The sequence below is a fragment of the Campylobacter concisus genome (assembly GCF_902460575.1).
Taxonomy (GTDB): Bacteria; Campylobacterota; Campylobacteria; order Campylobacterales; family Campylobacteraceae; genus Campylobacter_A; species Campylobacter_A concisus_AW.
This window is the reverse complement of sequence record NZ_CABPUY010000002.1, coordinates 241,783-264,000: the sequence shown is the minus strand read 5'-3', so window position 1 is coordinate 264,000 and position 22,218 is coordinate 241,783. Positions and strand designations below refer to the sequence as shown.

General features: G+C 39.8%; 19 protein-coding genes and 1 pseudogene. 11 read left to right on the top strand and 9 right to left on the bottom strand.

Going from position 1 to position 22,218, the window contains the following annotated elements; genetic code table 11:
- The 3 genes and pseudogenes from F3G76_RS11105 to F3G76_RS05260 all read left to right on the top strand — a co-directional run.
- Positions 1-152, top strand: a pseudogene (locus tag F3G76_RS11105) (methyl-accepting chemotaxis protein); the annotation flags it as partial.
- A 314-nt stretch (positions 153-466) separates the two neighbouring features.
- Positions 467-1,183: a basic amino acid ABC transporter substrate-binding protein gene (locus F3G76_RS05265; RefSeq protein WP_149706114.1), complete on the top strand. Its 717-nt coding sequence runs from the start codon at positions 467-469 to the stop codon at positions 1,181-1,183.
- 100 nt (positions 1,184-1,283) lie between these two features.
- Positions 1,284-4,022: a M16 family metallopeptidase gene (locus F3G76_RS05260; protein ID WP_149706113.1), complete on the top strand. Its 2,739-nt coding sequence runs from the start codon at positions 1,284-1,286 to the stop codon at positions 4,020-4,022.
- Between the two features lie 227 nt (positions 4,023-4,249).
- On the opposite strand, the gene F3G76_RS05255 is transcribed toward F3G76_RS05260, so the two are convergent.
- The 3 genes from F3G76_RS05255 to F3G76_RS05245 are packed head-to-tail and all read right to left on the bottom strand — an operon-like array spanning position 4,250 to position 5,751.
- Positions 4,250-5,152, bottom strand: a complete 903-nt coding sequence (locus F3G76_RS05255; RefSeq protein WP_103635974.1) for a Cj0814-related protein — start codon at positions 5,150-5,152, stop codon at positions 4,250-4,252.
- A gap of 51 nt (positions 5,153-5,203) precedes the next feature.
- Complete coding sequence (locus tag F3G76_RS05250) at positions 5,204-5,425, bottom strand: hypothetical protein (protein ID WP_002941152.1); 222 nt, start codon at positions 5,423-5,425, stop codon at positions 5,204-5,206.
- 32 nt (positions 5,426-5,457) lie between these two features.
- Entirely contained in the window at positions 5,458-5,751 is a 294-nt protein-coding gene (locus F3G76_RS05245) for a putative quinol monooxygenase (RefSeq protein ID WP_103615955.1), read from the bottom strand.
- A 161-nt stretch (positions 5,752-5,912) separates the two neighbouring features.
- Here F3G76_RS05245 and F3G76_RS05240 point away from each other — a divergent pair, with 161 nt between their 5' ends.
- Complete coding sequence (locus F3G76_RS05240) at positions 5,913-8,366, top strand: molybdopterin-dependent oxidoreductase (protein WP_149706112.1); 2,454 nt, start codon at positions 5,913-5,915, stop codon at positions 8,364-8,366.
- A gap of 88 nt (positions 8,367-8,454) precedes the next feature.
- Entirely contained in the window at positions 8,455-9,561 is a 1,107-nt protein-coding gene (locus F3G76_RS05235; RefSeq protein ID WP_149706111.1) for a D-TA family PLP-dependent enzyme, read from the top strand.
- 209 nt (positions 9,562-9,770) lie between these two features.
- On the opposite strand, the gene F3G76_RS05230 is transcribed toward F3G76_RS05235, so the two are convergent.
- The 6 genes from F3G76_RS05230 to F3G76_RS05205 form a co-directional block, all read right to left on the bottom strand.
- Positions 9,771-11,603, bottom strand: a complete 1,833-nt coding sequence (locus F3G76_RS05230) for a dynamin family protein (protein WP_149706110.1) — start codon at positions 11,601-11,603, stop codon at positions 9,771-9,773.
- A complete protein-coding gene (locus F3G76_RS05225; RefSeq protein ID WP_149706109.1) occupies positions 11,596-13,677 on the bottom strand; it encodes a dynamin family protein in 2,082 nt (693 codons plus the stop codon). Before F3G76_RS05225 ends, F3G76_RS05230 begins: the two co-directional genes overlap by 8 nt.
- A gap of 203 nt (positions 13,678-13,880) precedes the next feature.
- Positions 13,881-14,624, bottom strand: a complete 744-nt coding sequence (locus F3G76_RS05220; protein ID WP_149706108.1) for a hypothetical protein — start codon at positions 14,622-14,624, stop codon at positions 13,881-13,883.
- Between the two features lie 246 nt (positions 14,625-14,870).
- The gene (gene thiE, locus F3G76_RS05215; protein ID WP_149706107.1) at positions 14,871-15,485 is read right to left on the bottom strand and encodes a thiamine phosphate synthase; all 615 of its coding nucleotides are present in this window, start codon (positions 15,483-15,485) and stop codon (positions 14,871-14,873) included.
- Positions 15,478-16,230, bottom strand: coding sequence for a hydroxymethylpyrimidine/phosphomethylpyrimidine kinase (locus F3G76_RS05210; protein ID WP_411160713.1), 753 nt, complete (start codon positions 16,228-16,230; stop codon positions 15,478-15,480). Before F3G76_RS05210 ends, thiE begins: the two co-directional genes overlap by 8 nt.
- Complete coding sequence (locus tag F3G76_RS05205; protein WP_149706106.1) at positions 16,223-17,551, bottom strand: aminotransferase class V-fold PLP-dependent enzyme; 1,329 nt, start codon at positions 17,549-17,551, stop codon at positions 16,223-16,225. The genes F3G76_RS05210 and F3G76_RS05205 overlap by 8 nt, the downstream gene beginning before the upstream one ends.
- Before the next feature lie 110 nt (positions 17,552-17,661).
- Here F3G76_RS05205 and F3G76_RS05200 point away from each other — a divergent pair, with 110 nt between their 5' ends.
- The 6 genes from F3G76_RS05200 (at position 17,662) to F3G76_RS05175 (ending at position 21,957) form a co-directional block, all read left to right on the top strand.
- On the top strand, positions 17,662-18,495 hold the full coding sequence (locus F3G76_RS05200) for a DUF234 domain-containing protein (protein ID WP_149706105.1): 834 nt from the start codon (positions 17,662-17,664) through the stop codon (positions 18,493-18,495).
- Complete coding sequence (locus F3G76_RS05195) at positions 18,492-19,478, top strand: sensor histidine kinase (RefSeq protein ID WP_149706104.1); 987 nt, start codon at positions 18,492-18,494, stop codon at positions 19,476-19,478. Before F3G76_RS05200 ends, F3G76_RS05195 begins: the two co-directional genes overlap by 4 nt.
- Positions 19,478-20,134 (top strand): cysteine hydrolase family protein, encoded by a 657-nt coding sequence (locus F3G76_RS05190; RefSeq protein WP_149706103.1) that lies wholly within the window; start codon positions 19,478-19,480, stop codon positions 20,132-20,134. The genes F3G76_RS05195 and F3G76_RS05190 overlap by 1 nt, the downstream gene beginning before the upstream one ends.
- Positions 20,135-20,353: 219 nt before the next feature.
- The gene (gene exbB / locus F3G76_RS05185) at positions 20,354-20,782 is read left to right on the top strand and encodes a TonB-system energizer ExbB (protein ID WP_035142272.1); all 429 of its coding nucleotides are present in this window, start codon (positions 20,354-20,356) and stop codon (positions 20,780-20,782) included.
- Positions 20,769-21,152: a TonB system transport protein ExbD gene (gene exbD / locus F3G76_RS05180; RefSeq protein ID WP_021092148.1), complete on the top strand. Its 384-nt coding sequence runs from the start codon at positions 20,769-20,771 to the stop codon at positions 21,150-21,152. Before exbB ends, exbD begins: the two co-directional genes overlap by 14 nt.
- A gap of 22 nt (positions 21,153-21,174) precedes the next feature.
- On the top strand, positions 21,175-21,957 hold the full coding sequence (locus tag F3G76_RS05175; protein WP_411160712.1) for an energy transducer TonB: 783 nt from the start codon (positions 21,175-21,177) through the stop codon (positions 21,955-21,957).
- Positions 21,958-22,218: the final 261 nt, after the last annotated feature.

Here is a 22,218-nt window from a genome sequence, read left to right as displayed (position 1 = left end):
AAGGCATAAACATGATCAATCAATCAGTTGCCCAAATAGATCACCTAACAAAAGAAAATGTGGTGATTGCAAACCAAGCAAACGAAGTCACATCAGAAGTAGATGAGATGGCTAAAGCTATAGTTGAAGAGGTTAGGAAGAAGAAATTCTAGCTTTTTTATCCAAAGGGGGACAAGGGGACTCGAGTTACGAGGCCGTCCCCTTATCCCCCTTTTTAAATCCCCCAATCCCCTCGCACGTTCAAGGTGCATGCGATAGCACTATCGTGCCGCATGCGTTTCAAAAGCTCTAATAAATTTTTAGATACGCTCGCTCATAAATTTTAAAATTTGATCAAAATCTTTCTAGAGTACTTGTCTATACACTTTACAAGCTTGTGTAAATTTCTGTCATTGCGCTAAATTTAAACAAATTTTAATAGATAAATGCCGATAATTAGGGCTTCAAATCACCTTAAAGGATAGACATGAAAAAGATCTTTGCTCTTTTACTCACGGCTTTTGTTGCTCTTTGTGCAAACGAGCTAAAATTTGGTACAGCGGCAAACTACCCGCCATTTGAATACATCGATGAAAACAACAAAATAACAGGCTTTGACATCGATTTGATAGATGAAATTTCAAAGCGTGCTGGCTTTTCATATAAGATCATAAATATGAGCTTTGATGGCCTCATCCCAGCGCTTAAAGCTGGCAAGATAAATGGCATCATAAGTGCGATGAGTGCGACTCCTGATAGACTAAAGTCGATTGATTTTACAAAGCCATACTATCTAACTGAAAACATTTACCTAAAGAAAAAAAGCAACGACACTCTAAAAGCTAAAGAAGAGCTAGCTGGCAAAAAAGTAGGCGTGCAACAAGGCACCATCCAAGAGCTAGCTGCAAATGCGATAAGTGGCGCAAAAGTAGTGCCTTCAGAAGATACTGTGCCACTCATCATGGGGCTAAAAGTTGGCAAATTTGACGCGGTTATCCTTGATAGCTCGATCGGCTATGGCTTTATCAAGAAAAACCCTGAAGTAGAGGCATTTTTCAAAGAGGTTGATGGTAGCGAAGGCTTTTCAATAGCTTTTGATAAAAATAAGCAGAGCGAGCTTATCGCTAAGATAAATCAAATTTTAGATGAGATGAAAAAAGACGGCAGCTACGACGCACTGCTTAAAAAATACGAACTAAAATAACACTTCCCAACTAGCCTGCAAATTTAGCAGGCTAGCTTTATCTTGCATTTTAAAATTTATACTAAAATCCGCTTTTACATAGAAATTTAAAGGACGGATTATGAGAAAAATTCTGCTACTTTTGTGCCTAGCACTTAGCCTCTTTGCCTTGCAAAATGACAAGGATATGCTAAGTGGAGAGCTTGAAAATGGGCTTAAATACTATATAAAAGAGAATAAACTCCCGCAAAATACAGCCATCTTTTACCTAGTCGTAAACTCAGGCTCGACTGATGAGAGAGAGGGCGAGCAGGGGCTTGCGCACTTTTTGGAGCACATGGCGTTTAATGGCAGCCGCGACTTTAGCAAAAATGAGCTTATTAAACAGCTTGAGAGCCTTGGGGTTAAATTTGGCGCTGATCTAAACGCGCAAACAAGCTACGATCAGACGAGCTACACGCTAAGCATAAATGTAAATGAGAAAAATTTAAAGGACGTTTTCAAGGTCTTTTCAAACTGGATCGATGGCGTAAAGATCGACGCAGGCGAGCTTGATAAGGAGCGGGGCGTCATAATGGAGGAGGAACGCCAGCGAAACACGCCAGCATATAGGCTCTATCTTGCCCAGAGCAAGGACATCTTTGCTGGCAGCATCTATCAAAAAAGAGTGCCTATAGGCGATATGAACGTGATAAAAAGCGTAGATGCTAAGCACATGCAAGAGTTTTATGAGAGGCTATATCAGCCAAGATTTATGAGCTTTGTAGCTGTTGGCGACTTTGATAAAAACGAGATAAAAGCTCTGATAGAAAAAAGCTTTAGCGCAGCAAAAAACAGCAACTCATACGTTCATCCAAGCAAAAGCATCGCTTTTAAAGATGGGCTAAATGTCTTTAACTACGACGCAAACGAGACGGCAGCTCAGTTTGTAAGACTTAGCTTTTTTGATAAATTTAAGCCAGTCTCAGACGAGGCTGATGTGAAGCGAAATTTAAAAGATGCGCTAATAGCTAGCCTTATAAATATGCTTTATGAGCAAAAAAATGCAAATAATTCATCAAATTTAAGTGTTGATTTTATGGCGCAAACGCTTCAAGCAAAGCAAAAAATTTATAGCTTTGAGGCAAATGTGATCGGAGATGATTTTAACGCTAGCCTTAAAGATATGTTAAGCGTTTTAAAGGGCATTGAGAAATTTGGCTTTAATAAAGGCGATTTTGCCGATGTTAAAAAGGCGTTTGTGGCAAATGTAGAGGCTAAATTTAAACGCTCAAAAACTAAAAAATCAAGCGTTTATGCAAGTGAAATTTTAAATATGATAGAAAATGGAGGCTTTGTGCTAAGCGATGAAGATAGCAAAAACCTTAGCCTAAAGCTCTTAAACGAGATCACGCTTGAAGATGTAAATGCTAGATTTAAGCAAATTTTAGCCATACCTGATGAGCGCGTGAGGGTCTTTAGTAAAGATGGCTTTAAACTTAGCAAAGATGCCTTTTTAAAACTAAAAGATGAGGCAAAACCTTACGATACAAATTTAGTTAGCCAGAGCCTAAACAAGAGCCTTGGCAATGAAAATTTAGAGCCAAAAGATATCCTTTCTAGCGAATTTGATCAAAAGCATGGCATCTACACTTATAAGCTGCCAAATGGCTCGCAAGTCATCTTTAAGCCACTAGCCACCAAAAAAGATAGCATCTTGTTTGCAGCCATTAGCAAGGGTGGCACTTCAGATCTTGCTGATCCTAAGCTTGGCGGCTTTGCGGTTGCGCTTACAAATGAAAGTGGCGTTGGTAAATTTAACAACTACGAGCTTTCAAAGGTGCTAAACGACAAGATAGTAAGCTACGAAAAAAGCATAGAGGCGCTTACACAGGGCATTTACGGCTCTTCAAGCAGTGGCGATCTTAGCTCGCTGCTAGCTGTTATAAATTTAGAGTTTAACTCCCCAAGAGTCGATGCAAACGTGCTTGAGAGGATAAAGCAAAGAGCAAAAGATGAGCTAGCTAAAGAGCAAAATTTACCTGAATATAAATTTAGCACCGAATTTAGCAAGTTTTTTTACGAAAACAACAAGCGTGTAGCGCCCATTGAGATGGCTCAGATCGACGCGCTAAAGCTAAATGAGCTAAAAGAGATCATCAAAGATAAATTTACAAACGCAGCCTCATACACCTTCGTAATCATCGGCGACACCGACGAGGAGAGGCTTTTGCCACTTGTTAAAAAGTATATCGCCACCTTGCCAAAGCTTGGCGAGGCTGAAAATTTTAAAGATGATGGCGTGCGAAGCATCAAGGGAGAGCACACCTTTAAAAGAGAGTATCAAAGCACAAAAAGAAGCGATGTGAGCGTGGATATAATAAATTTAGATACAAAATACAGCTTCAAAGAGGTGGTCAAGCTAAGAGCGCTAAGCTCGGTTTTAAAAACGGCGCTTCGAGAAAAGATCAGAGAGGACAAAGGCCAAACATACGGCTTTAGCCTAAACGCTAAGCTCGCTCGCTATCCGTATGAGCACTCAAAGGCGGTGATCGGCTTTACTTGCGACCCTGCAAACACGGACAAGATCATCGCCGAGATAAAAGAGATAATAGCTAGCATCAAGCGTGATGGCGCGCTCTTGCCAAAACATTTGGAGGATTTTAAGGCGCAGAGTGAAATTTCTACAAAGAAAGATTACGAAAAGCCTGAGTTTTGGCAAAATCTCATCATCTCAAATAAAATTTTTAACACGCCACTTTACACGGCTGATGAGTATATAGATGCGGTCAAAGCGCTCACAAATGACGACATCAAAGAGGCTGCTAGGCTATATCTTGATGAGAAAAATATGGTGATAAGCATAAATAATCCGAAGTAAAAATTTTTTGGGGCTGGGCCGGCTGGTTCTTAAATTTTAAACCTGATTAGAAATTTTGGAGCTAAGCTAGCTTTTTATATTTTAAACATAAGTAGAAATTTGGAGAGCTAAATCAGTCCCCAGAAATCTAAGCCTAGGCAGAAATTTGAGAAGTCAAGCTAGCTTTTTAAATTTAAGCCTAAATAAATTTAGCTCGCCAAGCCAGCCCCAAAATTTAAACCCTAAAGCTAAGCCAGTATATCCTTTGGCTTTAGCTTGTTTAGCTTTTGCACTAGATCATCAAAGCTTGCGCCATTTTCGACCTCGCGCCTGATAAATTCTTCAAAAAATTCGCGTTTTATATCCTTATCCGTGTAGGTCACGCTCTTTTTGGTAACTTGCATAGGCTTAAATTTCTCTTCTTCTATCTCTTCACCGCCATCTTCTCTAACTGGCGTAAGAGCGATATTTTGCAGCACATCGGCGATATTTTCGCCCTTTTCATAGCTTGTTTTTAGAAATTTCAAAAACTCATCTTTGCTATTTTTATCAGCGTAGCTTACACGATGCGCCATCGCTTGACCTAGGATTTCTATGCGCTTTTTAGCCGATGTTTGCTCGTAGTGTAAAGCCCCGTCTTTAAAAGAAATTTTCACATTTGCATGCTCGCCAAGTATCCTTTCGGCGGTAAATTCCAGCCATTTGTCTTTAAATTTATCGATACTTAGATCAGAGTCTAGTAAATTTGTAGCCTCACGGTTTAGATAAAGTATGCCGTTGGCGTGATTGATTAGAAGTTTCAGGTTGTCGGTGGCAATAGCATATATATTGTAAGTTTTGTTAAACTCATCTACGCTAAAGCCGTTTTTCTCGCTGGTTAGAATGGAGCTTACTCGCCAAAGCTTCGTGCTATCAACGAAATTTTTAAGGCTAGCAACTTCATCTTTATCCATAGAGCTATCAAGCCCGTTCATCTTGCCCCAGATAGAAATTTTATCATTTGACGAGTAGCCAGAGAGTGATAGATGCTTGAAGTCTAGGGCATTGGGAGAAATTTTTACCTTGCCTAAATTTGCGATAGTCGTTGGCTGCTTATTAAAAGTGTCTTGATAGTTAAAGCTTTGATTAAATCCATTTAGTGCGTTTATCATGTCAAATCCTTTAACACTATATCGGCAAATAAATTTAAATTTTAAGTTGGATTATTTTTTATTGCGGTATTTTTCGAAAATGGCGATCATCTGGTGCGAGTCTTGCGCGACTTTGAGCTTGTTTGGGTTTTTGCTAAGCAGCTCTTCTCTTAAAGCGTCGATGAATTCCTTATCCTTTTTGCAGGCTTCAAGGCTCACACGTCCTCTAAGTATAGCCATAAACATAATATCGGCAGTCGCGTTTATCATCTCAAGCATCTTTTCTTCGCTCATTTTTTTAAATTTTGCTCCTTTTTAAGCAAATATTATTCCTTTACGCTTACAAAATTTATTATTTTCACCTCTTGGCTCTCTTTGCAAGCCTCCAGCGCAGCCGCATTTTTCACCATGTGAGAGCTCTTCATGTGCTCTTTTTGGCTCTCTAAATTTTCCCAGCTCTCCATAAAGCAGTATTCGCTTTTAGAGCCTGCAACTACGCCACACTCGTAGCTTATGCAGCCTTTATCTTTTCTTGAAGCTGGCACGATCTCTTTTAAAATTTCTTCAAATTTCGCCTCACATCCAGCTTTTAATTTTACATTTACATAAAATCCTACCATTTGTCTATCCTTTAATATTTTTTGGCTAAAATAACGCAATTTAGACGCAAGTTTGCGTATTACATTACAAGGCCTTTTCATGACAAGATGATACAAAATACTAAATTTATAACTCATAAAACCAACCAAAAACAATAAATTTAACCAAAATCGGAGAAAAAATGAAAAGACGAGACTTTTTAAAGCTTGGTGCCTTAAGCGCAGCAAGCCTTCAAGCAAAGGAGCTTGACGGAGCAGCTCAGGCGCTCTTTGACAAGCAAAGCGGGCTAAGTGCAAACAAATTTGGCCCATTTTATGTAAAAACTATCGCAGGACGCGTTGTAGAGACTGAGCCATTTGAGGGCGATGCGTGCCCAAATGAGCTAAACAACGCACTTCTTGATCATATCCAAAACGAAAGCCGTGTAAAATATCCATTTGTTAGAAAGAGCTTTTTGGCTGACCCAAACAATCCAAAGCCAGAGCTTCGTGGCAAAGAGGAGTTTGTGCGCGTGAGCTGGGACGAAGCGATAAAACTAAGTGCGAAAATTTTAAAAGAAAATTTTGATAAATACGGCGCTGAAGCGATCTACGGACAGGTTTATCAGTGGGGTAGCCTTGGTAAAGTTGGCCACAGCCAAAAGACCGCAAAGAGGCTACTTAACGTGCTTGGCGGATATGTAAATGAGCTTGGTGGCTACTCATACGGCGCAGCGACTGTCATCATGCCGCACATCACTGGCTCGATCGATCCAACACTAGCGCCAACAAAGTGGGAGGCTATCTTAAAAAATGCCAAAACGATTGTATTTTGGGGTACAAACCCAGTCGTTTCAAACAAGATCGCCATTGGCGTGCCGCTTCACAACTCATATAAATACTACGATGAGATCAGAAAAAGGGGCGAGAGCGGCGAGATGAAAATTTATAGCGTCGATGTTTATCACAACGAAAGCGCAAGATATTTTGGCGCAAAATACCTTGAAGTCGTGCCTTGCACCGATACGGCGATGATGATAGGTATGTGCAACTACCTTTTTGAAAAGGGGCTTTACAGCAAAGAATTTATAGAAAAATACACCGTTGGCTTTGATAAATTTAAAGAGTATATGCTTGGCACAAAAGACGGGGTCAATAAAAACCTAGCTTGGGCAAGTAAAATTTGTGGCGTGAGCGAGCAAGAGCTAGCGAAATTTAGCGAGGATCTAGCCAAAAACGACTCAGTCATAGTTAGTGGCTACGCGATACAAAGGCAAGATCACGGCGAGATGGCATACTGGGCGCTAGTGACGCTAAATGCGATGCTTGGACACATCGGCAAAGAGGGTTGTGGCTTTGTCACAAATGACGGCATGCACAAAAACGCTGACGAGAGCTTCATAGCGCCTAAACTAGCGGCTTTTGAGACGAAGGTGCCACAAAAATTCATTGATAGCGGCCTTGTGCCAAAGACTAAGGGCTATGAGCTGCCAAACTCAAGGCTAATAGACGCGCTTTTAAGCCCTGGTAAGGAGATAACTAGAAATGGCAAGAGCTACAAGCTACCAAAGATCAGAGTGATGTTTAACGCTAACGGCTCGACATTTACAAGGCATCCAGAGACTAATAGAGCGATAAAAGCCATGCAAAAAGTTAGTGCGATCATCACTTGCGAGCCATTTTGGACGAGCACGGCGAAATTTAGCGACATCGTCCTGCCAGCTGCGCTTGAGTGCGAGCGAACTGACATAGAGCTGGCAAACTCAACTAGCGAGTATCTCTTTGCCATTAAGCCACTCGTCGCGCCATTTGGCGAGAGCAAAAGCGACTTCGAGATCGCAAGGCTCATTGCAAAAGAGTGGGGCAGAGAAGAGGCATTTAGCGAGGGTAAAACCGAGCTAGAGTGGGTTAAAGAAATTTACGAAGATGCCGTTAAAAAGGCTGCTGGGCTTGGGTATGAGAGCATGCCAAGCTTTGATGAGTTTTGGCAGAAGGGCTATTTTAGATTTGACAGGGTCGATGAGTCAAAACGCTACTTTACAAACTATAAGAAATTCCGTGACGACCCAGTGGCAAATCCGCTAAAAACGCCATCTGGCAAGATAGAAATTTACTCTGAAACGGTCGCTGGCTTTGGCTATGACGACTGCCCACCGCATGCGACGTGGCTTGAGCCATTTGAGTGGCTGGGTGCGAAAAATAAAAAATACCCTATCGCGATCAGCGGTGCGCACTCTAAATTTAGACTTCACTCGCAGCTAAATAACTCTGTGCTTCGCCATTTTAACGAGATCGCAGAGCGCGAGCCAGTGCTCATAAATCCAAAAACAGCCGAGGCTAGAGGGATAAAAATGGGCGACGTGGTTAAAATTTACAACGACAGGGGCGAAATTTTGTGCGGTGCATTTGTCACTGAGGACGTGCCACAAAACGTCGTGATAGTAAGCGAGGGCGCTTGGTACGACCCAGATGTGCCAGGCGAGAAGAGCCTTTGCTTACACGGAAATTTAAACGTGCTCACAAAAGACGTGCCATCAAGCAAGATGAGCCAGAGCAACACCGCCCACACAAGCCTTGTCGAGGTCGAGAAATTTAAGGGCACGCCAAAACGTGTCAGGGCGTTTGACGCACCAAAGATCGGCGCAAGAAAGGCCTAAAAGTAACACTTTGAAAATTTAAAGTGCTAAAAGCTATCCTTTTTTAAATAATTAGAGTTAAAATCTAAGAAAAAAGAAAGGATAGCTCATGAAAATCACTGAAATAGACACCCCAGCACTGCTCATAGACAAAGATATAGTGCTAAAAAACTTAGAAAAAATGCAAAAATACGCTGATAAATTTAACGTAAGCTTAAGACCACATACCAAAACGCACAAGATGCCATACTTTGCGAAAATGCAAGTGGCTCACGGCGCAAAGGGCGTCACGGTGGCAAAGGTGGGCGAGGCTGAAGTGATGGCAAAAGAGGGGTTAAGCGACATTTTCATCGCAAATGAGATCGTCACAAGGCAGAAATTTGCTCGCATTATAGCCCTGCAAAAAGCTGGCATTAAAGTGAGCTTTGGCGTCGATAGCATGGGCGTTTTAAGGCTCATTGATGAGGTATTTGGTGAGGCTAAAGAGGTGGCTGAGCTACTTGTGGAGATAGAGGTTGGCGAAAACCGCTCAGGCGTCATAAAAGAGGGCGATTTTAGAGCTTTGATGAGCGCTTTTGGGGAGTGTAAAAACGTGAAATTTTGCGGCGTTTTCTCGCATGATGGCCACTCATACAAGGCAAAAGATAAGCGTGAGTGCGAGCAAATTTTTAAAGTAGCGACCGAGAGAACGCTAAAATTTGCAGAGATCGCGCGAGAGTTTGGATATGAAAATTTTACCGTTAGCATCGGCTCTACGCCATCACTGATAAACGATTTTGAGATACCAAAAGGTGTCACGGAGCTGCGACCTGGCACATATATATTTATGGATGCGTCGCAGGCAAATGCCTATGGCAGCTTTGATATGAACGCTGCTAGCGTGCTTAGCGTCGTGATCTCAAGGCCGACTGCGACCCGCACGATCCTTGATGCTGGGGCAAAGGCGCTAACTAAAGAGAGGCGCAGTGAGGGCTTTTGCACGACGCCTGGCATGGGGCTCATCGCAGAGCATGAAGTGTGGATAGATAGCCTATTTGACGAGCATGCGATCATCTTAAACGAGAAATTTGCTAACAGCGTGCGTGTGGGCGATTTAGTACGCATCTATCCAAACCACATCTGCCCAGTGGTAAATTTGTATGACTACGCCTATCTCGTAAGCGGCGATGAGGTATGCGAGAAAGTGCCAGTTTTGGCAAGAGGCAGGATAGAGTAGGGATATGGCAGATAAAATCTGCACTAAACAAATTTAAACTACTGCATGGATAGTAGTAAATTTATGCTTTTTGGTAAATTTTAAAACTTCATTCACTCGCAAGAATTGACTACTAAAATTTGACTTCGTTTAACGCTTAGCTCAAATTTTAGAGCCGAAATTACTCTCTCATGAAATTTTAAAATTTGATAGACAGTCACTTAGCGCGGTTAATTTAATATCACCGAACTCTCTTGCAGTTTTTCTAGCTTTAATATTTGCTCTTTTGGCTTTGCTTTTAGGCGTTCAAGCATCGCTATTTTTTGGGCGTAAATTTCATTAAATTCGGTCTTTATATCAAGCAAAGTTTTATTTAAAAAAGAGTTATTTGAGCACATAAGATCGTCAAATTCATAAAGGCTAAAGGCATTTAGCATGCGTTCATAAACATCTTTTGCGCTTGGTATGTAAAGTGGAGTGCCCATTTGCAGGTGCGAATTTAGCGAGTTTTCGATCTTTTGCTTTAGAAAATAAACCGCAAGTTTAAGCGCATTTTCGTAGTTTGACGCAACCTTTACGTCAAGCTTTTCAAAAAAGAGCGATATCTTTTGTGTCGCCTTAAATTTGGCATTTTCATACTCTCTTAAGAAATTCTCATAGGTCCTGCCAGCGTAGGTATTTATCGATTTTGTCTCGTAGTTTGAGGCAAATTCATCGAGTGGATTAAAGCTCTCATAGCGAGATTTATAAACGAAAAGCTCATCTTCTAAGCTTTTATAAAGCTCATCAAAAGCCGATATGATCTCATTTTCAAGCTCTTTTAGATCCCTTTTATAGCGTTTAAAAAATTTAGAAAAAATGGCGTCTTCATAGATGAGCTTTGAAAAGACCTCGTCCGTGTCAAGGCTTATCATTTCAAAATTCTCGCGCTTATAAATTTCTTTGTTTAAAAGCGTCTTTGCTGGGTTAAATTTTGTCCTAGAAAATGGCTTAAGCAGCTTAAAAACTTCATCACTTGCAAGCTTGATAGCCTCGCTCATATCGCTGTATCGCAAGGCGATTTTAGGCTTAAACTCCTCTTTTATCGCTTCTAGTTTTTCTTCAAGCGTGGCATTAAATTTATCCAAAATTTCATCAGCTGCGCTATAAACTTTAAGGCGATTTTCTTGCTCAGCGATTAAAAAATTTACTATCTTTTTCGACCTTGCTTTTATGAAATTTTCTTTAAAGCTCGCGTTTAAAAACGTCTCCTTTACCGCGCTTAGTGCTTTAGCGAAATTTGAGCTTTCTAGCTCGCTCTTGTTTTCATTTGTGATGCCATTGAGTGCTTGCTTTGATGAGATGGCGATGATATCTTCAAAAAGCTCGCCATAAGTTTGCCTAGCGTGTTTTAGCAAGCTTTCAAGCTCATCCTCGCTTAGCTTATCCTTTTGGTTGATGAAGCAAAGCGCCTTTAGATCGTTTGTCCTTAAAATTTCTTCTACACTTTCAAGCTCGCTAGCCTTTGCTGCGTTGTTTGCGAGGCTTAGCCAGATCGCGCCGCAGACTTTTTTGAGCGTGTTTTTGGTCTCTTTCGTATCGGCATCTCGTAGCGAGTTTAGCCCTGGCGTGTCGATGAAATTTACCTCTTTTAAAATTTCACTTGGCGCATAAAGTGTCATGCTCTTTATCTGCTCGCTCATGGCGTTTAGCTCTGCAAGCTCGCTGCTAGCTAGCAAGCTCTCGCTGCCATTTGTAAATTTCACGCTAAGAAGTGGCATCTTTGCAAATTTTAACCGCACAGCCTTTGCCGTGACAGGCGTTAGACCTGATGGCAAGATGTTTTGTCCAAGCAGAGCGTTTAAAAATGTTGATTTGCCACTTGAAAACTGCCCTATAACAGCGATGAGAGGTGGCTCATTTAGAGTGTCGATTAGTAAATTTAGGCTCTCTTTTATCTCATCGCTTGCGTGCAGGCTTGGATCATTTAGCTCATTTACCAGCCTTGCTAGCTCACCCTTAAAGTCGCTTGTAAAAACCTTAAAATATCTCGCCTTATAGGCATTTATAAACTCATTAAACATTTTCTAGCTCCCCTAAAAGCGAGCAAATTTCATCTTGCAAGGCGTTTTGCTCTTTTAGTTTTAAAAGTGAGTTTTGATTTTGCGAGCTAAGCTTTTCTAGCTCACGATCTAGCTCTTTTAGCCTCTTATCAAGCGTGGCTTTTTGAGCGTTTTCATAGGTTTTTATGAGGTTTAAAAGGCGGTTTTTTTCATGGTCAGTTAAAATTTCACAAAATTGAGAGATATTTTTATCTTTTAGCAAGCCCTCTTTTAAGCCTAAAAGTGCTTCACTTGCGTCACTTGAAATTTTCGCTCTAAATGCAGCTAAAAGCTCTTTAAATTCAAGCTTTACGCCCATTTGTTCTAAAAAGTCATTGATGTTAAAAACCTCATCTTTGCTCATAGCGTAATCATCAAAATTTAAAGCGATGTTTTGCTCGCACAATCTTGTTTGCACCAAAGTTTCGTTTCTAGCCTCTCTCATAAGCGCCATCACACCGTCACGAAGTGTCGTTTTTGCGATTTGCTCTAGGCGCTCTAAATTTAAGCTTTGCTTTTTACTTTTGCAGTAGGCTATCTCGCTTTTTACCTTATCGTTTAAGTTTTGCAAAAGCGTCTCAAGCCCCATTTTATAGATGTTTTTGGTGTTGCTGCTTTCAAGCTTTGCAAGCACGTTTTGAGTTAGACTTTCAAGTTTAGAGAAATTTTCACTAAGTGCGTTTTTGACGTTTGCCTGCTCATTTTGAAGCTTTTTAAGCTCCACTTCATAAGCTTTGAGCGACAAAATTTCAGCCTTAGTAGCTTCAAGCTTGCTATTTAGGATATTTTTTAGCTCCTTTTGATACGAGCTTAAGATAAGGGCTGATTTTTTAGAATTTTTGCCAAAGAGCACCTCGTAAAGATAGTCCTTAAACTCCTCTACACCGCTATTTGCAGCACCTTCTAAAAAGCTTTTTGCACTAAGCGCAAAATAATCAATCTCAACGCCATTTATCTGCTCAGCAATCGCTTTTTTTGTATAGTTTAGCGTCTCGTTTAGCTCTTTAGCGCTTAGCTCATCAGCGTGAGTTAGCACCACAGCAAGCCTTACAATGTGCGAGTTTTCAAGGCATTTTTTTAAAAATAGAGCGTCCTTTTGCGTGGCGCTTTGCGAGGCGTTCATGAGGTGGGCTAAAAGGTCGCACTCCCTCATAAAATTTGTAGTGATCTGCTCTCTTAAAACCACCGCATCATCGATGCCTGGCGTGTCTATGATGCAGACGTTGTCTTTTAAAAGCTCCAAATCGTCATAAAGCTCGACGCTTTTTACGAGATTTGCTGTTTTTGAGCTTGAAGAGGTGTAGTTTTTTATCTCGTCTATGCCGATATCTACGCTTTTGCTTGGTAAATTTTCGCTTGGTACGCCAAGTGCTAAAAGCTCATCAATGCTGTAAAAATTTACCCTTGCAAAGCTATCTTTGGAGTATTTTAAAATGGTTAAATTTATCGTTTCTGGCACGTTTGAAGCGCCAAGGACAGATTTGTTTAAAAGGGCGTTTAGAAGGGTTGATTTACCAGAGTTTATGACGCCACTTGCAGCTATGTTAAAAAGCGTTTCATTTGATCTTTTTTTGGCCGCCGCAAGCGCCTCTAAAAATGTTTTATCGCTATCAAGTAAGCTTGCTTTTTCGTTTATCTCATTTAAAAAGTCTAGGTTTTTATGGAAGTGATCTTTTGGCTTGGCATGAGAAATTTTAGCCTCATTAGCGCCCTTGTTTTTGCTTATGATCTTTTCTAAAAAGGCAAATTTCTCATCATCTATGATCTTTTCATCGCGTAATTTTTCTAGGTATTTTACTATCTCATCGCTTGAAATTTTAGCCTCATTTAGCGCTTTAAGAGTCGCAAGCTGCGCACTTTGTATGCTAAATATATCTAGCTCAACCTTAAGCCTTTTTAGCACCGCTCTAAACTCATCAAGCGCCATAAACTGATCTAAATTTCTCTCGTCGCAAACTAAAAGAAGAGCTAGCAGATCTGGGTAAAATGGCACGCTAGCAGCAGCATTTGTATAAATTTTATTCGCACGCCAAGCCTGTTTTAAAAACTCATCCATAAAGACTCTTTTTATTGATATTTTGGGATTTTATTAAATTTTTACTTATGAAGCTATCAAAGAAGAGTTACGAGCTTTAGTAGATTATAAAATATAATTTTAACTTCTCAAAATAGCGAATTTGCTCCTATTCGAATGAGCTATAGCATGCTTTTAAAATGTAATGCTTTTAAACTTAAAGATATTTATTTTAGTAGCAAAATTTATCTTGCATAAAACATCGCAACCAAACCGCGGTTTATATCTTTAGTATCACCATCATCTATCTTCGTAACCTTTGAGATGCTCACACTTTTATCGCTATTTATCGTGAAAGTGAGCTCAATAACTCTCTCATTTACCTTTCTAGCATTTTCACCAAAATAGATCACTTCCGGCTCTTTTTGTGAGTAGTAGGCGGCGTATTTGCTTTGGGCTACTACATTGTCAAAGACCCATTTTTGCTTGATATCTAAAATTTGAGCAAGCTTATTTTTAAACTCAAGGTCACAGCTAACAGAGGCTAGGTAGCCAGCACTTTCTTTTGTCGGATCAAATTTACAGTGCTTGTTTGCGATGGATAAAATAGTCTCTTTATCTATACTTTTACCACTTTTTAATATGCTATTTGCGCTATCAAGTGCTAGCTCCAGGCTGTTATCAACTCTTTTTTGCTGAGCAGCTTTTGCATTATTTAGAGCTTTTATGTAGCCGCTATTTTTTCTTTCAAACTCATCTTCAAGCACATTTTTCCCCACAACACAACTTACTTTAACCACTTTTTTATCATCACTACTGATGTCTTGCCACTGAGTGCTTGTACATCCTTTAAAGCTATCTATCGCTGAGCCTATTGTTATTGATTTGTTACCTTTTAAAATGTAGTTTTTAACAATGCCTATGTTGCTTTCCTTACAGCCCACTAATAATAAAAGTGCGCTAAATTCTAGAAATAGAGCCTTTTTCATCATTTTACCTTTTTGTAAATTTGATAAAATAGTACCAAACTAAAGTTTAAATTATTATGATTTTATTAAAATAAATTACATAAATATAATTTATTAAAATAGTTTAGAAAATTTGAATTTTATAAATGAAAAAAATTAGCAGTCAATTCTTGCGAGTGAAATTTTAAAATATGCAAAAAAATTTACTGAATTTGTAAATTTATTTATCATGATTCAAAACAATTTTTTGCTAAAACCAGCTTAGTTTCAGAAATTTATCTCAATTATTTCCTGTAAATTTTTGATATTTTCTTTGATGTTGCCATCTTTGTATATCGCTGAGATGACGGCGATGAGATCAGGTTTTACGTGAGAGAGCGAGCCGATATTTGTCTCATTTATGCCACCTATGACGCAAACAGGTAGGTTTAAAATTTGCTTTGCCTCTCTAGCCACTTCAAGGTCGCATTTTGGGGCATTTGGCTTTGTGGGGCTTGTAAAAACAGAGCCAAAAGCAACGTAGCTAGCGCCGTTTTTAGCGGCATTTATGGCTAAATTTATATCGTTATAGCAGCTAACGCCAACATATGCGTCCCTACCTAAAATCTCAAACGCCTCTTTTATGCCCTCATCGTCTTTGCCCAGATGAACAGCCTTTGCGCCTATCTTTTTAGCAAATTTGACATCGTCATTTACGATAAATTTCGTGCCAAATTTCTCACATAAATTTAAAATTTCACTTGCGAGCTTCTCGTTTTTGACCGCTTTTTTTGACCTAAACTGAAAAAATTTAACCCCGCACTCCAAAATTTCTCTTACGTATTCCAAAGCCAAATTTTCAGGCATTAAAATATCATCGCTAATAGCGTAAATTTCAGCCATTAAGCCCCGCTTTATGGTCTATAAGTCTTGCGCCAAATTTACTTTTATGAGCATTTTTTATCCCATTTGCCACAAATTTTTTAGCCATTTTTATGGCGCTTATTAGATCGCTTTGCTGCGCTAAAATGGCCGCTAGCGAGCTTGAGAAGCTACAACCAGCCCCGTGCATCACTCTAGGCTCAAAAAGCTCCTCGCTAAATTTCATCACGTCACCATTTTTTAGATAGAGCGTATCTTCGCAAATTTCATCAACCTTCGTTCGCTTTAGCACCATATCGCAAGGCAAATTTGTAAAATTAATACCCAAAATCCTAGCCTCATCTACATTTGGCGTGGCGATAGTTGCGAGGTTTAAAAGCTCTTTTAGCGCTTCGATCGCCCCATCTTCTAGCAGTTTTGCCCCTGACTTTGCCACACAAACTGAGTCTATCACAACTGGCACATTTTTAGCTCTAAATTCTTTTAAAAACGCGCTTACAACGGCTATTATCTCCTCGTTAAAGAGCATGCCAACCTTCACAGCGTCTATGTCAAGCTCAGCTAGCACCATCTCAAACTGAGTTTTCACCATCTTTGCTGGCATCGCAAGCACGCTGCTAACGCCATTTGTATTTTGCGCGGTCACGGCTGTGATGACGCTTGCGCTAAAGCAGCCAAATGCCTCGCAACTTTTTATATCCGCCTGCACTCCTGCACCGCCGACGCTGTCGCTTCCAGCAACTATTAAAACATTTTTTTTATTCACCCACACACCCACTTATCTCTTTTACGTCAAAAGGGTCTTTGACCTGCCACGAAAGTGCGTATTTCTCGATACTTTTCTTGATCGCACTCACCAAATAATCAATATCCTCAAAGGTATGCGTATAATGAAGGCTCGCCCTCACCCAGCCTGGCTTGTGGGTGAAATTTGGATCCTCTTTTAGCCCCAAAAGATCGTGTCCGTATGAGCCTGCGCACGAGCAGCCAGCACGTGTTTGTATGCCATACTCTTTGCTTAAAATTTTTGAAAGCTCGTATGGAGCTACGTTTTTTACATTAAATGAAAATATCGCAAGGCGCTTTAAATTTGCCGGGCAGTAGCTAACTAGCTCTGGAATTTCTCTTAACCTTTGACAAAAGTATTCGCTAAGCTCGCTCTCGTTTTCGTAGATAGTAGCAAGGCCTATCTCTTCTCTTAGCTTGTATGCTAAATTTGCCCTTATAAGCCCCAAAATAGGCGGTGTGCCAGCCTCTTCAAGTGCCTCATGATCCTTTAAAAATATATGGTAGTTTTTGCTCACATAGCTTACCGTGCCACCACCTGCAAAGCTTGGCACATCGTCATTTGCTAGCACTTTTTTGATTGCCAGTAGCCCACAGCTACCAACTCCGCCAAGAAGCTTGTGCGGCGAGATAAAGAGCGCGTCAAAGTAGTCGCAGTCTAAATTTGCATAAGCACTAAGGCTCGCCACGTCAAATGCCACGATGCCGCCAAATTTCTTAACAAGCGTATAAATTTGCTTATAGTCGCTTATGACGCCTGTGACGTTTGAGGCTGCGCTAAAGCTAGCGATGATCTCGCGCCCTGCGTTTATCTTTAAAATTTGCTCCAAGTGAGATAGGTCGATGCTGCCGTCTTTTGCAAGTCTGATGCGCTCAACCTCGCAAAGCGCCTCTTTAAAGCTGATCTCATTTGAGTGGTGCTCATAAGGGCCAAGGATGACTAGCGGCGAGTCGTTGTTTGGCTTTAGATCAAACCTTCTTTTAGCAGCTGGAGGCACGTAAAGCCCCAAAAGCTCTTGAAATTTCTTGATCGCACCAGTGGCGCCATATCCTGTGGCTATGAGATAAAAGCTATCATCAAGCCCTAAAAATCGCTTTAGCTCGCTTCTAGCGTTATCATACAAAAGCTGCGTTTTATAGGCGTTTGATGATGTTAGCGAGTGGGTGTTGGCGTAGGTTTTTAAGATATCAGCAACCTCGTCCTCGATAGGCTTATACGCAAGTCCTGAGGCGGTGTAGTCGAAATAATGTATCCCTTTTTTTAAAATAATATCTCTTCTAATGTGCTCTAAATTTACCAACTTTAGCCTTTTAGTTTTTGCGTGATTATAATTAAAATTTTCTAAAAATATGCTACAATCCGCCACACAAAGGATACGAAATTTTAGCCATAAAATCGACATTTGAACGGATGAAGCACCTTGATATTGCTGAAGTTATAAAATTTCATCTTGTTTTTGATGACTTTTTATTAAAGGGCTCATACTACGATGTTTTTGAGGCGATTAGGGCTGAAATTTTAGATGATTATAAAAATTTGATGGCTAGGTTTTACTTCGACGAGGACAGCGACGAGGCCATCAAAATGGCTCTTATTAAGCTTGCTAGAAGCGACAGGAAGAAATTTAGCGTAAATAAAATTTTGCCCCAAAGCATGACAAATAGGGTCTATGCAAAGCTTTTTAGCAAGGATTTTTTAGTGCTTGAAAAGAGCCAAGAAAAGCCACGAGTAAAAAACAAACGCCAAATTTTAAAAAAGAGCGAGCGAGCTTACAAGATAGAGGATAAAATTCACTTCAACAGCCATTTTTCAAGGTTTTGGTTTAGATTTATCGAGCCAAATTTAAGCCTTTTAAAAGAGGGCAGGAGTGAAGAAATTTTAGAGCTTATAAAAAGAGAATTTGACGAGTACGCGAGCCTTGGATTTGAGCTTTTAAGCGGCGAGCTAATGGCTAAAAAGCTTGGATTTAACGGCATTTTACTAAGCTCATTTTGGAGCAAAAACATTGAGCTTGACATGCTTTTTAGCATAAATGGCAAGATAATCGTTGGCGAAGCAAAGTACAAAGAGCGAAAAATTTGCAAAAATGTCTTAAATTTAGTCCTTCACAAGTGCGAAAGGCTTGGCATAAAGCCCGATATCATCGCACTTTTTTCAAAAAGTGGCTTTAGCAACGAGCTTTTGGGCTTAAAAGATGAGCGGCTTAGGCTTTATGAGATAAAAGATTATGAGGAGTTGCTGTGAGTGATATCGATATACAAAATGGCCTAAAAAGCCTGATAGAGCAGACCTATCTGATAGAGCGTGAGTATAAAAATTTGACCGCTTCTTATATGAGCTTGCAAGGTTTTATAAAAGATATCGTGGAAATTTTGCCAAATGCCATTTGGGTGCTTGATGAAAATGATGAAATTTTCTTGCAAAACTCCGAGGCGCAAAAGCTTGGCAAAGCGCTAAATTTCGTCCCAAAAGATGAGGGCGAGCTAAACTTTGGCTCACAAATTTATCTAGTAAAAAAGGCGGTCAAAGATGATAAAAAGATCATCTCAGCTACCGACATAACGCAGGAAAAACGCACCGAGCGTCTAGCCTCGATGGGTCAAGTAGCAGCGCACCTAGCTCACGAGATAAGAAACCCCATAGGCTCTATCTCGCTTTTAAATTCCACTCTTTTAAAAAGAGCTGAGCCAAAAATTTTGCCTATCGTCGAGCAGATACAAAAGGGGATCTGGCGAGTTGAGCGCATCATCAAAGCCACACTTCTTTTTACAAAAGGGCTTAGTATCACGCCAAAGGAATTTAACTTTTTAGATATCAAAAGCGAGTGCGAGGAGGCGCTTAAATTTTATGAGTATTCAAAAGATATAACTTTTGAGCTCAATTTCCCTGACGCCCTTTATAGTGGCGACTTTGACCTCATCGCGATGGTCTTTCAAAACATTTTATTTAACGCCATAGACGCCATCGAAGAAGACGAAAACGACGAAGGTGTGGTGAGACTAAGCTACGAAAAGACGCCAAATGAACATAAATTTATAGTCTATGACAGCGGTGTCTCTATAAAAAATGAAAACATAGTCTTTGAGCCGTTTAAGACGAGCAAACTAAAAGGCAATGGCCTAGGACTGCACCTTTGCCTGCAGATCATCGAGGCGCACAAGGGCAGCATAGAGATAACCCTTGAGCCAAAGACATTTTGTATAAATTTACCTATAAAGGAGAAGTAATGAGAGAAATTTTAAATGAGCTAAATGCGTGGCAAAATGGCCTAAAAGCGCTTAAATTTAGTGAAATTTTTAAAAATGGCAGCGAAAAAGTGGTATTTATAAGCGTTGATATGATAAATGGCTTTTGTTGTGAAGGCGCACTAGCTAGCAAGCGTGTGGGTGAGCTCTCAAAGGGCATAGCAGATACTTTTAAGCTAGCAAGGGATAAATTTGACCTTAAAAATTTCATCCTCATCCAGGATGCTCATGAGCCAAATTCAGCTGAGTTTGCGAGCTTCCCAGCTCATGCTTTAAAAGGGCAAAATGAAGCAGAGGCAGTTGATGAGCTACGAAATTTAGACTTTTTTAACGAGATGAAGACTTTTTATAAAAACTCACTTAGCATCGCTTATTCGCAGGAGTTTAATAAATTTATAAGTAAATTTGATAGCTTTGTCATTATGGGTGACTGCACCGATATGTGCATCTATCAGCTTGTCTCTCACCTAAGACTTAGCGCAAATGAGCAAAATTTAAAAAGGGAGATCATCGTGCCTGCAAATTTAGTGCAAACCTACGACGCCCCAGGGCATAGTGGGGATTTTTATCAAAATGTATTTTTACAACACATGCAAATGGCACTGAATGCACGTGTGGTAAAAGAGCTAGAAATTTAGCCATATATTTATATTAAAAACAATTATCAAGTTATAAAATTTAGCGCTTATCTATCGTATTAATATAATTAATAACGCAGATTTGCGCTAATCTTCAGATCTGTTCTCTTTAAATTTTTCTTCTTATAAAATATTTTTAGATTACATTTTTACAATGTATTTGACATTAACTATCAATATAGTTATAATCACGCTCAAATTTTAAAAATAAGAGGCATTATGGAACTTTTAAAACACAACATTGACTATATAATCATCGGTATTTTGGGCGTCATGAGCTTTTTTGTGCTTTGGTATACGATCGAGCGTATCATTTTTTACTCACGTGTTGATATAAATGGCTACAAAAACATCGAAAAGCTCGATGAGGCGCTAACAAAAAATTTAACCACACTTTACATCATCTACTCAAATGCCCCATACATCGGACTTCTTGGCACGGTTGCTGGCATCATGATCACATTTTATGACATGGGTATGGCTGGCGGCATCGATACAAAAAGTATCATGATCGGTCTATCTTTGGCGCTTAAAGCGACCGCATTTGGCCTACTTGTGGCGATACCTACGCTCATGATCTACAATGGCTTTGTTAGAAAAGTCGATGTTATGATAAATAGATACAAGGCCGAAAATGCGTCTAAATAAAAAAGATGGGCTAAATATCGTCCCATTTATCGATATCATGCTCGTTTTGCTAGCCATCGTGCTAAGCATCTCGACCTTTATCGCCCAGGGCAAGATCGCGGTCGATCTACCAAGCGCTAAAAGCGCACAGCAGGATAAAGAGGATGAGAAAAAAGTGAGTGTCGTTATCGATAAAGATAATAAATTTTTCATAGATGATGCAGAAATTTCAGAAAATGAGCTGAAAGATAAGCTAAATGCTGTGGATATAAAAACCTTAATCGAACTAAAAAGCGACAAAAACGCTAAATTTGACAGCTTTGTCAAAGTAGTTGATATCTTAAAAGAAAAAGGTCACGAAAACTTTGCAATCCAAACAATCTCTGAGTAAAATTTCAAACTATAGTGGCCTAGTGGCATCAGCAATAGTGCACGTGGCAGCGGCTTATTTCTTGCTTTCACATAATTTTAGTGAGATAAAGATAGGCGAGCAAAAACCTATAAAAATAGCCCTAAATTCTTTTACTCCGGTGCCGCAAACTACGGCTCCGCAGATAAGCGAACAAGTGATGATACCAGAGCCAACACTCCCAGCTCCTCCGCCACCGCCCCAGCCACCAAAACCAGAACCCAAGCCTGAGCCAAAGGTCGAGCCAAAGCCACTACCAAAACCAGAGCCAAAAAAGATAGAAAAGCCAAAACCTGAGCCAAAAAAGGTGGAGAAAAAGCCACTGCCAAAGCCTGAGCCTCGCCCTGAGCCTAAAATCGAGCCAAAGGTGGAGCCAAAACCTGCTATCACTGCGCCAGCACCTGCCGCGACACCAGCACCTGTTGTAAATTCAAATTTACCAGCAAATAATAAGTCTATCGCCTCAGCTCCAGCCCAAAAAGTAGCGCAAGAGCTAAATTTAGCAAATGCGCAAAGCGATGAGGACTTTAGCAAGGTCATAGCAGCTGTGAAAAAGCATAAAAGCTACCCAAATAACGCTAGAAGGATGAAACATCAAGGCGTTGTTGAAGTTAGATTTTTGCTTAAAACAGACGGCAGCATAGACGAGCTAAAGGTTACTAAAAGTTCAGGTTTTGAGTCGCTTGATAAAGGGGCGATAGAAAATATCTTAAAAGCAAGCTCCGAGTTTCCAAAGCCAAAAGAAGCTCGCTATCTTCGCTTTCCTATAGCATTTACATTAAGATAGTTTTAGTTTTTGACTTATTTTTTGCAAAGATATATTAATGTATAAAATAAAGGTTTTTATATATTAATAAAACTTAATTTAAGTTATATTTAAAATAAATAAGGACAAATGATAAATTTTTATTCAATTATTATTCTTGTGATTGCCTTTTTAGAAGCTGCTTTAAAAGATGATAGCAAATTCAATAAAATTTAATTTTTTACCTACTGCTAAACAAAATATTATTATAAAAATTTTTTAACTATGAAATTTTAGCTTGGC